This is a genomic window from Pantoea sp. SGAir0175, assembly GCF_043547855.1.
Genome location: NZ_CP028082.1, coordinates 357,381 through 369,764, shown reverse-complemented (window position 1 = coordinate 369,764; position 12,384 = coordinate 357,381). Strand labels below are relative to the sequence as shown.

Annotated in this window: 9 protein-coding genes; 6 read left to right on the top strand and 3 right to left on the bottom strand. The window is 59.0% G+C overall.

Annotated elements, in window-relative coordinates:
• Window positions 1-6 precede the first annotated feature (6 nt).
• Genes C1N56_RS20990 through C1N56_RS20980 form a run of 3 tightly spaced genes read left to right on the top strand, consistent with a single transcriptional unit; the run spans window position 7 to window position 3,294 of the window.
• Complete coding sequence (locus C1N56_RS20990; protein ID WP_394517493.1) at window positions 7-1,350, top strand: amidase; 1,344 nt, start codon at window positions 7-9, stop codon at window positions 1,348-1,350.
• Between the two features lie 2 nt (window positions 1,351-1,352).
• The gene (locus C1N56_RS20985; protein ID WP_031280108.1) at window positions 1,353-1,994 is read left to right on the top strand and encodes a DUF4286 family protein; all 642 of its coding nucleotides are present in this window, start codon (window positions 1,353-1,355) and stop codon (window positions 1,992-1,994) included.
• Window positions 1,981-3,294: an MFS transporter gene (locus C1N56_RS20980; protein WP_021509513.1), complete on the top strand. Its 1,314-nt coding sequence runs from the start codon at window positions 1,981-1,983 to the stop codon at window positions 3,292-3,294. Before C1N56_RS20985 ends, C1N56_RS20980 begins: the two co-directional genes overlap by 14 nt.
• Before the next feature lie 30 nt (window positions 3,295-3,324).
• Here C1N56_RS20980 and C1N56_RS20975 read toward each other — a convergent pair whose 3' ends face one another.
• The gene (locus tag C1N56_RS20975) at window positions 3,325-5,919 is read right to left on the bottom strand and encodes a bifunctional diguanylate cyclase/phosphodiesterase (protein ID WP_394517492.1); all 2,595 of its coding nucleotides are present in this window, start codon (window positions 5,917-5,919) and stop codon (window positions 3,325-3,327) included.
• Between the two features lie 450 nt (window positions 5,920-6,369).
• Here C1N56_RS20975 and C1N56_RS20970 point away from each other — a divergent pair, with 450 nt between their 5' ends.
• The gene (locus tag C1N56_RS20970; RefSeq protein ID WP_394517491.1) at window positions 6,370-7,437 is read left to right on the top strand and encodes an acyltransferase family protein; all 1,068 of its coding nucleotides are present in this window, start codon (window positions 6,370-6,372) and stop codon (window positions 7,435-7,437) included.
• Between the two features lie 32 nt (window positions 7,438-7,469).
• Here C1N56_RS20970 and C1N56_RS20965 read toward each other — a convergent pair whose 3' ends face one another.
• Entirely contained in the window at window positions 7,470-8,756 is a 1,287-nt protein-coding gene (locus tag C1N56_RS20965) for a methyl-accepting chemotaxis protein (RefSeq protein WP_021509510.1), read from the bottom strand.
• A 409-nt stretch (window positions 8,757-9,165) separates the two neighbouring features.
• On the opposite strand from C1N56_RS20965, the gene C1N56_RS20960 reads away from it, so the two are divergent.
• The gene (locus tag C1N56_RS20960) at window positions 9,166-10,224 is read left to right on the top strand and encodes a nitronate monooxygenase (RefSeq protein ID WP_282995690.1); all 1,059 of its coding nucleotides are present in this window, start codon (window positions 9,166-9,168) and stop codon (window positions 10,222-10,224) included.
• A gap of 29 nt (window positions 10,225-10,253) precedes the next feature.
• Here the strand turns inward: C1N56_RS20960 and C1N56_RS20955 are convergent, their stop codons facing one another.
• The gene (locus tag C1N56_RS20955) at window positions 10,254-10,640 is read right to left on the bottom strand and encodes an acyl-CoA thioesterase (RefSeq protein ID WP_021509508.1); all 387 of its coding nucleotides are present in this window, start codon (window positions 10,638-10,640) and stop codon (window positions 10,254-10,256) included.
• 335 nt (window positions 10,641-10,975) lie between these two features.
• Between C1N56_RS20955 and C1N56_RS20950 the strand changes: the two genes are divergently transcribed.
• Window positions 10,976-12,316 carry an MFS transporter gene (locus tag C1N56_RS20950; RefSeq protein WP_021509507.1) on the top strand — a complete coding sequence of 447 codons (1,341 nt, stop codon included), beginning with the start codon at window positions 10,976-10,978 and terminating at the stop codon, window positions 12,314-12,316.
• The last annotated feature ends 68 nt before the right edge of the window (window positions 12,317-12,384 follow it).

Genomic DNA, 12,384 nt, shown 5'->3' with positions numbered 1-12,384 from the left:
GCGCCTATGACCACCTTATGGCAGGCGAGCCAGCAACTGCGCGCCGGAGACCTCACCGCAAGCGCCGCGACGCAACAGGCACTACGCGCCGCCGAGCAGCCATCGGGCGAAGGCGCACGCGTGTTTACGCGGACCTACGCCGACCGCGCCGTTCAGCAGTCGCAGCAGGCTGATGCGCGCTGGCAACAGCAGCAGCCGCGCAGCCCGATTGATGGACTGCCAATCAGCATCAAAGACCTGTTTGATGTGGCGGACGAACCCACCTGCGCCGGCTCGCGCGTGCTGGCGGATGCGCCGCCCGCCGCGCGCGACGCGCATATCGTGCAGCAGCTGAAACAGGCCGGTGCCGCTATCGTCGGCAAAACCAACATGACCGAGTTCGCTTTTTCCGGGCTCGGTATCAATCCGCACTACGGCACGCCAGCTAACCCATGGCAGCGCGGCGAAAAACGCATTCCCGGCGGTTCTTCATCCGGCGCGGCGGTGGCGGTGGCCGACGGCATGTGCCTCGCGGCGGTCGGCACGGACACCGGCGGCTCGGTGCGGATACCGGCGGCGCTGTGCGGGCTGACCGGCTTCAAACCCAGCGCCAGCCGCATCAATCAGGCCGGCACGCTACCGCTATCGGCGGCACTCGACAGTATTGGCGTAATTGCCCATGACGTGCGCAGCTGCTGGCTGCTCGACAGCGTCATCACCGATCGGCCTTTGCAGCTGACAGAGCGTGATATCACGCGGGCGCACTTTGCGATTCCACAGACCCGGGTGCTGGACGGGCTGGATTTCGCGGTCAGCCAGGCGTGGCACTACGCGCTGGCACAGCTGCGCGCGCAGGGTGCCACGCTCACCGAGCTGCCGCTGTCTGAACTGGCGGAACTGGAAACCATGAACGCCCGTGGCGGCATCACCGCCTGGGAAGCCTGGCAGTGGCATCAGTCGCTGCTGCAGTCGCACGCTACGGGTTATGACCCGCAGGTACGGATGCGCATTGAGCGCGGCGCGTTGCTGAATGAGGTCGACGCACAACTGTTGTATCAGCAGCGCGCCGACTGGCGGCAGCGGGTGGAGCAGGCGGTGGCCCCGTTCGATGGTCTGCTGCTGCCCACCGTGCCGCTGATTGCGCCGACCATCGCCGAACTCGACGACCCGGAGCGCTATCGCCAGGTCAACCTGCTGATGCTGCGCAACACCAGCGTGATCAACATGCTGGACGGCTGCGCCATCTCCCTGCCTTGTCATCAGCCCGGCAGTGCGCCGGTAGGTCTGATGCTGGCCGCCACCCATGGCAACGATGCCGCGCTGCTTAGCTGGGCGCTGGCGCTTGAATCCATCCTGCAACGGAGTCTCTGAAAATGACACATCCTCACGGCATGCTGTTCGTCGCCACCAACGTCGCCGCTGAAAACGAAGCTGATTTCAATCAATGGTATGACCATGAACATGTCGCCGAGCGCGTTGCCATTGACGGCTTTCTCAGCGGCACGCGCTATCAGGCGCTGGAGGCTGAACGCAAGTACCTCGGACTGTATGAAACCCGCTCGCTGGAAACCTTCACCAGCGCCGATTACTACGCCGCCTTCACGCGCCAGACGCCGTGGTCGGTAAAAAACCTGGAGCGGATGATCAAACCGATGCGCCGCGTGTGCGCCATCACTCAGCAGCACGGTCAGGGCAGCGGCAGCCACCTTGCGGTGCTGACGCTACAGGCTGGCATTGAAACTGCAACGCTCAACGCCTGGCAGCAGCAGGTTGCCACGGTGCCGGGCTATATCGCCTCGCGCTTACTCACGCCGGACACCACGCTGAGCACGCCGCTGCCACAGGAAGATCGGGCGCAGCGCGCCATGCAGCCGATGCTGCTGCTCAGCTGTTCGTGCGCCGATGCCTGCCAGACACTGGCGGCGGCCGCGTCACAGGCGCTCAATGCCCGCGCTGAATTTTATGCGCTCAGCTGGCAGCTCACTAAACAGGAGATGGCTCATGGCGAATACTGATTCTACTCTGCCGCACGCCGCGCGTGCCGCAGCAGGGAAAACCCACACCGGCCGTCTTGCTGCGGCCAGCTCCATCGGCACCGCGCTTGAGTGGTACGACTTTACCGTTTACAACATCATGGCGGCGCTGGTGTTTAACCATGTGTTTTTCCCCAGCTTCGACCCGCTGGTCGGCACCATTCTGGCGTTTTCAACTTACGCCGTGGGTTATGTGTCGCGTCCGGTAGGCGGTTTTATTTTTGGCCATCTCGGGGATGTCGCCGGGCGCAAGGCGGTATTGATCACCACGCTGGTGATCATGGGCGTGACCACGGCGCTGATGGGCATGCTGCCCGGATATGCGCTGTGGGGCATCTGGAGCCCGATTCTGCTGGTGGCGCTGCGCTTTGTGCAGGGCATCGCGCTGGGCGGCGAATGGGCCGGCGCGGTGTTGCTTTCCATGGAGCACGGCGAAGCCAGTAAGCGCGGGCGTAACGCCTCGTTCGCCCAGGTCGGGCCTTCCTGCGGCACGTTAATTGGCACCGGCTTTATCACTTTAGTGACGTTGTCACTCAGCGGCGAACAGTTTCAGGAGTGGGGCTGGCGCATCCCGTTCCTGCTCAGTCTGCTGCTGGTGATGTTTGGCCTGTGGCTGCGGCGTGGCGTGGAAGAAACCCCGACTTTCGTGGCGATGCAGCAGGCGGAGAAAACCAGCCACACCCCGCTGAAAGAGGTGTTCCTGCGCTATCCACGTGAACTGCTGATCGCCGGCGGCTCGCGCATCGGCTCTGACGTGCTGTACGCGCTGGTGGTGGTGTTCACCCTGACATACGTCACCACCGTGTTACAGCTGCCGCGTCCGCTGGCGCTGATGGCGACGATGGTCGGCGCGATTGGCAACGCGTTGACGGTGCCGCTGTTTGGCGCGCTGTCCGACCGCCTCGGCCGCCGTCCGGTGTACATTGCCGGCGCGCTGCTGGCTATTGTCTGGTCGTTTGTGTTTTTTGTCCTGCTCGACAGCACTCAGCCGTGGCTGATTGTGCTGGCGGTGGTGATTGGCCTGCTGATTCACGCCATGATGTACGGTCCGCAGGCGGCGTTTGTCACCGAGCAGTTCCCGAGTCACGTGCGCTATGCCGGTTCGTCACTGGCCTATACGCTGGCCGGCATCATCGGCGGCGGTTTTGCCCCGCTGATCATTACCTCGCTGTATAAAGAGCTGGGCAGCACGCTGTGGGTGTCGCTATATGTGACGCTGGCGCTGGCGATCACCCTGTTTGCCTTATGGAAAGCCAAAGAAACCGCGCACCAGTCGCTGTAATCACCTCTGGCGAAGGATCGCCACCTTTTATCAAATATTCATGTGCAGCGCCGGTTCACTCTGCGGCGGCTCGGTCGAAATTTGCGGCAGCGGCAGCGGTCGTCCGATGTAGTAACCCTGAATGGCATCGCACGCCAGCTCCTGCAGCTGCGACATTTGCACCGGCGTTTCCACGCCTTCCGCGGTTACCGAGAGGGAATAGGCTTTGCCGAGTCCAATCATGTTTTCCACCACCTGGCGCGCCTGGGGCGAATCGGCCAGCGGAAAAATAAAGGATTTATCGATTTTGATGCCGTCGAACGGGAAGGCGCGCAGGTAGCACAGCGACGCATAGCCGGTGCCAAAATCATCAATCAGAAATCTCACTCCCAGCGCTTTCACCGCCTGCATCACCGCCAGGGTTTTGTCCGGATCGCTCAGCAGCGCGTTTTCCGTAACTTCAATTTCCAGCCGCTGGCTCGGCAGACCGCTGAGCTGCAGCACCCGGGTGATGCGTTCGGCTAAGGCGCTATCCTGCAATTCGCTGGCGGAAATATTCACTGAAACCGCCATTTCCGGCCGGTAGCGGGCGATGTCCTCGCAGGCATTGAGCAGCACCCAGTCGCTCAGCGCGCTGATCAGGCCGGTCTCTTCGGCTAGCGGAATAAACTGATCGGGCATCAGTAAGCCCAGCCGCGGATGCTGCCAGCGTACCAGCGCCTCGACCGCGCTGATGCGCTGCGCGATCAGGTCATAGCGCGTCTGATAGACCAGTCGCAGCTGGTTCTCCTGCAGCGCTGCGCGTAGCTCATGCTCCATTTCGCGCCGCTGCACAATTTTCTCTTCCATGTCACGGTCGAAAAATATCCACTGGTTGCGGCCGCTGTTTTTCGCTTTATACAGCGCGATGTCGGCGAAGCGCAGCAAATCGCTGGCGTTGTCGGCATCCTGCGGTGCCAGCGCGATGCCGAGACTGCCGCCGATGTGGATGTCGTTGTCGTACACCGGGAACGGCAGATTGAGCTGGGCGATGAGCTGCTGACATAGCGCGTCGACCTGCTCGCGGCTGCCCGCCTCCGGCAGAATCACCACAAACTCATCGCCGCCGAGCCGCGCCACCAGGCCGTTGCCGTTGAGCGTGCGCCGGATACGATCTGATACCGCATGCAGCACCTGATCGCCCGCCGCATGACCGTAGAGATCATTGACCGGTTTAAATTTATCCAGATCGATCATAATCATCGCCAGCAGCGGCTGCGCCGGCAGCGGCAGGCTCAGCTGCCCCGTGAGGAATTCGCGCATCTGCACGCGGTTGGCCAGTCCGGTCAGTTCATCGAAGTGCGACAGATAGTGCGCGCGCGCCTGCGCTTCAACTTCCAGCGTTACGTCGCTGGCGCTGCCGCGAAAGCCGCTGACGCCGTGCGCCAGGCTGACGCGCTTGAGGGTCAGATTGCAGTAGCGCGGCTGATGCTGGGCGGAGAGATAGCGGCAGCCGTTCAGCGTGAGCTGACCGCCCGAGTCAGCCAGCTGCAAAAGCCGGGCGCGCTGGTGCTCATCGCACAGCAGGAAATCCAGTAGCGTGCGCTGCAGCCACTCCTCGCTGGTAAACCCGGTCACTACCGGGAAACGGCCGGAAACCCAGCTGAAGCGCAGCTGGTCGTCCATCTCCCAAATCCAGTCGGTGGTAATTTCGGCGATATCACGAAAGCGGCGTTCGCTGGCGCTGAGCGCCCGCTGGCTTTGCGCCAGCAGCAGCGTATTTTCATCATTGAGCTGCGCTTTACGCAGCGCGTTGCGCATCAGCATGATGGCGCCATACAGCGTGATCAGCATGGCGATCACCAGCAGCGGCAGCAGGGCGGCCAGCAATTTACCGCCAGGGTTGCTGCTGGTCCAGCGCAGCGTAGCGTCATGGCCGTCGGCGGCGAGGCGCAGGCTTTCCGCCACTGGCGCACGGGGTGCAGCGAATTCCACCCGCAGTGCGTTGATGCCGTACTCGTGCCCCAGCTGCTGTAATTTTTGCGGCGTCAGGCGATCGGCAAAGATCATCAGCGATGGCGGGCCGGGCTCCTGCGGCACGCTGTTATCGCCACCGGTGGTGATCCAGGCCGCGCACAGCAGCACCAGTTGCTGGTTTACCACCACAAAGCGCGACAGCGCCTTACCGTCATTGTGCTGTAACTGCTGACGCAGCGCGGGCAGTTGCTGGCGACCGAGCCAGCCGGTGAAATCGCGTTGCTGCAGCTGACCGTCGATCACGCTGTAAACCGTATCGCCGCGCGGCGCGATGACAAACACGCCCTCGTAGGCAAAGGTCTGGAACAGCGATTCACCCAGATTCTGCCGCGTCCACGCCCAGTCAGTATTCAGCGTGCGGTGCAGATTTTGATAGGCTTCGCCCCATTCTGCATTATCGGAGAGGTGAAACTGCATCACTTCCTGACGCGTCTGCAACGCCTTCTCCAGCAGCAGGCGGTTTTGCCGCGCCTCCTGCTGGTTGAGATCGCTGGCGATAAAGCACAGCGTCACCAGCGCCACCATAAAGGAAAGAAAAATCAGCAGCACCATCAGCAGCATCGGCTGGCGCATCAGTCCGCGCATCCGACCATCGGTCGGGAAATCCATCAGTGAACGTTTCGCCATCATAGACTTATCACAAACCAGTAAAATGATATTTCATAAGTACGTTATGAGTATCGGCATGACTGCGCCGAACCTGGGCGAAAAAGTAAAAAAAGCGTGAGCGGAGCGGCAAAAACAGATCGCATATTCGGCCAGAAGACCGACGATGCCGTGGCGCAATCAGATCTGCATAAGGTCTGTTAATAAAAGGCCCTGCCGCTGCGTTTACACCAGGGCAATTCGGCGAATGCCGGTAAATTTTTCCCGTTGCGCTCATAGCTTAGTGTTTATTTCATGCTGATGACGATAAATATATTACAGCCATAATTTATCAGAGCGTGATTTAACGTTCAGGACTTAAAGAATTTCCTGGTTAAATGATGGTGCGTTATCCAGGACTATTCTTGTTGAGTGTAAATCTTTGTCAGTGCTAATTTGCTGAAACCCATCTGCTCCTCTTTCCAGAGACCACTTATGCAACCACGTATCACGCATCTTGATGGCATGCGCGGATTAGCGATCCTGCTGGTGATTGCTTATCACGCCTATGCTCGCTGGCCCGAACTGTTGCCGTATGCCGCCACTACCCAGCATATTCCGCTGCTGGCATTTGGCTGGGTCGGCGTGCAGTTGTTTTTTATGATCTCCGGCTTTGTCATATTTATGACGCTGGATAAATCACACGGCTACCTCAGCTTTCTCAAAAAACGCTGGCTGCGCCTGTTTCCGGCGATGCTGATAGCCAGTCTGCTGCTGTACGTTGCCGGCGGCTTTTTTCCGGAGTGGTCGCTGATGACACCGGAAAGCCGCAACCTGCTGCCCGGTCTGATATTTATTAATCCTGAGACGCTGACGCAGCTCACCGGCATTGAATTCCGCTCCATGGCCGGATCGTTCTGGTCTCTCTATGTTGAAGCGCTGTTTTATCTGATTATTGGCGCGGTTTATTTCACCCTCGGACGTAAATATTGTCTGCCGGCGCTGATTGTGCCGATGTTATTACTTTCCGCCTCATCGGTATTGAAATCACTCGGCCATCCATTATTAATCGATGTCATTTCAAAATTCGGTTTTATTCACTACGCCTGGTTTATGGTCGGCTGTCTGGTTTATGAACGTCTGCACGGGCGCGATAAACGTTATCACTACGCACTGACCGCGCTGGCCTTGCTGATTAATTTCAGCTACTACGTTAAAAACAGCGGCGTGGTCGCCGTGATACCGCTGCTACTGGTAATGCTGTTTTTTATCGCCAGCTTTTATTCCAGACAGATTGAGCGCTGGCTTTCCCTGCGCTTTTTCACCGCCATCGGATTTGTCAGTTACGCCCTGTATCTGATTCATGAAAATTTAATGATCGCGATATTGATTAAGCTTAATGGCTATATCAAAAATGAGGCGGTGATGACGATGCTGCCGGTGGTGGTGGCCAGCGTACTATATTTCGTTGCCTGGCTGATCAGTAAATATGCCGAACCGGCGCTGCGTAATGCGCTGAAGTGGAAGCGGCAGCCCGCGCCGCAGGCGGGCAGTGGGCTGTAAACGCGCGGGAGCCAGCGCTCCCGCGTACGCTGTCACACATCCAGCCGGTGAATGACGTTCACAAACTCGTGTACGCCACTGTTGATTTCCCGCAGGCTGCGCGACAGCACGCTGATCTTCTCCTGTTCGGTCACCACAAATTGCCTGACCTCATCCAGCTGCTGATACATCTGCTGGATCAGGTCGGCATTTTGCTCCACGACCACGGAAATCTGTTTGGTGGCGCTGGCGGTCGAGGCCGCCAGGCGGCGTACTTCACCTGCCACCACGCTGAAGCCACGTCCGGCCTCGCCAGCGCGTGCGGATTCGATGGCGGCATTCAGTGCCAGAATGTTGGTCTGTGAAGCAATCAGGTTGATGGTTTCCACCACGTCGCTGATGCTCCTGGCCGAGGCGGTGAGTTGCGCGCCAATTTCGGCGGCGGCATTCACCTGCTGCGCCACCAGTCCGGAGTTACGCACCGTTTCGTCCAGCACTTCATTAGCGTTATCGGTAATTTGTGAGGTCTGCTCAGAGGTGGTCAGCGCGATATCCGCCACGCGCTTTGCCGCCTCGACGCGCGCGGTGATATCCGAGGCGATCTTAATCACTTTGTAGACCTTACCATCGCCGTCAAACACCGGGTTGTAGCTCGCCTCCAGCCAGATGCGCTCGCCGCTGGCGGTCTTACGCTCAAAGCGACCGACAAAATGCTGACCGTTGCCGATTTTGCGCCAGAAGTCCGGATTCTCGCGGTAAAAATTGTCGAAGCAGAACAGGCGATGATGCTGGCCGGCGATGGCTGGCAGGGTATAGCCCATGTGGGTGAGGAAGTTGGCGTTGGCGGTAATGATGTGACCGTCCGGCGTGAATTCAATCACCGCCATCGAACGGTCCAGCGCCGTTATCACCGCCTCTTTATGCTCCAGCTCCTGATGGCGCGCAGTGATGTCGCTCGCGACCTTGATCACTTTGTACACTTTGCCGCGCTCATCGCTCACCGGAAAATAGGTCGCGCTGAGCCAGAAGCGCTGATGCTGCTTGTTGAAACGCTCAAAAATGCCGTTCACCGATTCGCCGGCGGCCAGCGTTTGCCAGAAGGCGTAATAGTCGGAAGACTGGCTGTAAGCAGGGCTGCAGAAAATCCGGTGATGCTGTCCCTGAATTTCATGCAGCTGATAGCCGGTGACCTGTAAAAATTGTGCATTGGCGCTGAGGATTTCACCGGCCGGTGAAAACTCAATCCACGCAACATGCTGCTTTATCGCTTCAATATCCTTAGCAATGTCGCCACTTTTGGCAAATGGCAGAGAAAGGCTCGATTTTTTCACCCCGAACATGAGAGACCTCAGGCGCTTGGTATGCTGTTGAACGAAATGCAGGCGCAGATGCGCGCGTGCTAACGCATTCGGCGCGTCCAGTGGACGGCACCGCATGATTTCCCCGGTTGTCCATTACAGCCGTGCCACAGGCACAGGCTGCTGTCTCGCTGCGCACCGATGTGCGCAGGTGGGGTGTGTAATGGTGTTACCTGCCTGATGTTGTTACAGCGCAAGCTGAAAGCTGATTTTGCTATGCAACTTTGATTATCGACCGTGGCGTTAAAAATGTGAGAAAAAAGTGATCAACACCGCGCGTGCGGGTAAGAAAAGTGTCCAGCGGACTTGTTAAAAGATGCATGTTAAATGTATGTTAATGCCCGAGACGTGACGCAATCAACGCCCGATGACGGGTTGGAGAAAAATCACCATGACGACCGCGCTGTGCCAGCTGTTAAAACTGCAGTATCCGCTGATTCAGGCACCGATGGCCGGTGTCGCCACGCCGCAGCTGGCCGCAGCGGTATCCAATGCCGGGGCGCTGGGATCGATTAGCGTTGGCGCGGTGACACCGCAGCAGGCGGCAGAAATGATTGCCCACACCCAGGCGCTGACGCGTGGCCCGATCAACGTCAACGTATTTTGCCACGCGCCGGCAAGGCGGGATGCCGCGCGCGAGGCGGCGTGGATCAGCCGGTTCAGCCCGCAGTTTGCGCAGTACCAGACGGCGCTGCCGCCGGCACTAACGGAGATCTATCAGAGCTTTTTGCACAATGAGGCGATGCTGACGGTGCTGGAGCAGGCGCGGCCGGCGGCGGTCAGTTTCCATTTCGGCATTCCCGATGCCACGGCCATCACCCGGCTAAAGCAACGTGACATTGTCACGCTGGCGACCGCCACCAGTCCGCAGGAAGCACGGGCAATTGCAGGCAGTGGTATCGATATCATTGTGGCGCAGGGTTATGAAGCCGGTGGTCATCGCGGCCATTTTGATCCGGGCGCGCCAGACCAGCAGCTTTCGACCGTTGCGCTGGTGCAGGCGATTCGTCAGCACACCGCGCTGCCGGTGGTGGCAGCGGGCGGCGTGATGGACGGTGCCGGCATCGCGACGATGATGAAACTGGGTGCCAGCGGTGTACAGCTCGGTACGGCGTTTGTGCTGTGTCCCGAATCGGCGGCCAGTGCGGCCTATCGTCGCGCGCTGCTGGCAGCTGGCGCGCGTGGCACGGTAATGACGGCGGCGATCTCCGGGCGTCAGGCGCGCTGCGTGCGCAACGCATTTTGTGAATTATGCCATGACGTAACGCCGGAGGAGATTCCTGACTATCCGCTGACCTATGCGCTGGGAAAAGCCCTGGCAGCAGCGGCTGCTGCACACGGCGAGGACGGCTTCGGTGCGCAGTGGGCGGGTCAGGGGGTGGCGCGGGTGCGCGCGCTGCCGGCGGCACAGCTGGTGGAGACGCTGGTTGCAGAGTGGCAGCAGGCATAGAGCAGGCTGCTGCCACATAGTGTGTAACGTTACAGGCCGAGCGCGCGCGTTACCGCTTCCGGCATTGACGGACGCCCATTGGCGAGACAGGTGGCAACAAACGTGGCCTCGGCATACACCACGCCGTCGACCTTGATTTGCTGCACGAAGTTCACGCGATTGCGCTTCTCGTTCTGCTCCAGCGCGCAGGTGACTTCCACCTTATCGCCTTTCACCAGGCTCTTGCGGAAGCGCAGCGTGTACTCCAGCACCATGTAAATCTTGCCCTGACTGAACTCTTCTTCAATGTCGATACCCAGCGCCTCGCGCATGTAAGCGTGGCGCGTCCACTCCATGTAAAACGGGTAGTACAGCCCGTCGACCACGCCCTGAAAATCGATATGGCTTTCATCTACGTCATAGTGCTTTACGAACATTTTTGCATCCTGATAAGCGCGTTACGCGGTGAGGCAATGGGTATACCGCAGAATGACGCCGCGGGTAAACGGCAAGATGTTGCAAAGTAATTCCACTGTCGCCTGGCAGAATGAATGCTGGTATTTTCCCGTGCTGCAGCAGAAACTGACAGCTGCATCACATATCCATAATCAACTGGCTACCTTTTTGTGACAAATCACGCAGCCCGGACACATTTTTCTGCGCAGGGTCGCGCGGCCAAACATAATAGTTTTACTATGTACACGCATGTTGTACAGAGTAAAACAACAACACTGGCCGATTTGCGTTAAGCCATGACTCTGTGAGGAACTCTATGTCTGACAAGATAACCCGCGCGGCCGCTGTGCCCGATATTGAGCAGCAGACCGTAAAACGCGTCATCTGGCGCATTCTGCCGTTCCTGATCGTCTGCTATCTGATCGCCATTATCGATCGCGGCAACATCGGCATGGCTTCCCTGCAAATGAATGAAGATCTCGGGCTGAGCAAAGCGGTGTTTGGCCTGGCAAGCAGCCTGTTTTTTGTTGGCTATTTTCTGTTTGAGGTGCCAAGCAACCTCGCGATGCAGAAGATTGGCGCCAAAATCTGGATTTCGCGCATCATGGTGACCTGGGGCATTGTCTCGGTGTGCACCGCGTTCGTCAGCAGTGCGGAAATGCTCTACGTGCTGCGCTTTCTGCTGGGCGCCGCCGAAGCCGGCTTCTTTCCCGGCGTGATCCTATATCTGACTTACTGGATTCCGGCGAAATATCGCGCGCGCGTGATTGCGACCTTTATGGTGGCGATCCCGGCAGCCAACTTTATTGGCTCGCCGATCTCGGGCGCAATCCTGACGATGGACGGCTGGTTCGGCCTGCGCGGCTGGCACTGGCTGTTTATCATCGAAGGGTTCCCGGCGATTGTGCTGGGGGTGCTGGCATTCTTCCTGCTCAGCAATCGTCCGGAAAATGCCCACTGGCTGACCAGCGAACAGCGCAACTGGCTGAGCGGCAAACTGGCTGAAGAGAATGCACAGCGTAAAGCGATTGGTCATATCACGCTGTGGCAGCTGCTGCGCCACAAGCATATCTGGGTGATGGCGCTGATTTACGCCGGCGCGTCGGCAGCGGGTTCGACGCTGAGCGTCTGGTCACCGCAGCTGCTGAAATCATTTGGTCTGGATAACTTCACCACCGGTTTGATGAATGCGATTCCGTACGGTCTGGCATCGATTCTGATGATTGTCTGGGGCCGCAGCTCTGACCGCAGCGGTGAGCGTCGCTGGCACACCGCGCTGACGCTGTTCCTGATTGCCGGTGGACTGCTGGCGGCGTTCCTGACCGATACGCTGGCGGGCAGCGTGGTGATTCTGTCACTGGTGCTGATTGGTGCCTACTCGATGAAAGGGCCATTCTGGGCGCTGGCCTCGGGCTGGATGTCCTCAACCACCGCTGCGGCCGGTCTGGCTGCTATCGGCGCGATGGCCAACCTGATTGGTGGTGGGCTGATGGTGAACGTTTACGGCATCATCAATGAGAAAACCGGCAGCCATGCGATGGCGATGATTCCTCTGGCGCTGCTGTGCGCGGCGGGCGGCATTGCGGTATTGCTGATGGGACGCAGCAAAAAGCTGCACGTTGAAGCGGAACAGCCGGTGGCCAGCACCGGGAAATAATCTCATGAGCCTGTGCCAGGGAGGGCACGCATCTGGCTCATCACGTCTGACGTTATCCTGCTTTCATC

What these genes read in the sequence shown, in the direction of transcription:
- C1N56_RS20990 (WP_394517493.1), top strand. Translation starts at nt 7, where the DNA reads ATGACCACCTTATGGCAGGCGAGCCAGCAACTGCGCGCCGGAGACCTC.
- C1N56_RS20985 (WP_031280108.1), top strand. Translation starts at nt 1,353, where the DNA reads ATGACACATCCTCACGGCATGCTGTTCGTCGCCACCAACGTCGCCGCT.
- C1N56_RS20980 (WP_021509513.1), top strand. Translation starts at nt 1,981, where the DNA reads ATGGCGAATACTGATTCTACTCTGCCGCACGCCGCGCGTGCCGCAGCA.
- C1N56_RS20975 (WP_394517492.1), bottom strand. Translation starts at nt 5,919, where the DNA reads ATGATGGCGAAACGTTCACTGATGGATTTCCCGACCGATGGTCGGATG.
- C1N56_RS20970 (WP_394517491.1), top strand. Translation starts at nt 6,370, where the DNA reads ATGCAACCACGTATCACGCATCTTGATGGCATGCGCGGATTAGCGATC.
- C1N56_RS20965 (WP_021509510.1), bottom strand. Translation starts at nt 8,756, where the DNA reads ATGTTCGGGGTGAAAAAATCGAGCCTTTCTCTGCCATTTGCCAAAAGT.
- C1N56_RS20960 (WP_282995690.1), top strand. Translation starts at nt 9,166, where the DNA reads ATGACGACCGCGCTGTGCCAGCTGTTAAAACTGCAGTATCCGCTGATT.
- C1N56_RS20955 (WP_021509508.1), bottom strand. Translation starts at nt 10,640, where the DNA reads ATGTTCGTAAAGCACTATGACGTAGATGAAAGCCATATCGATTTTCAG.
- C1N56_RS20950 (WP_021509507.1), top strand. Translation starts at nt 10,976, where the DNA reads ATGTCTGACAAGATAACCCGCGCGGCCGCTGTGCCCGATATTGAGCAG.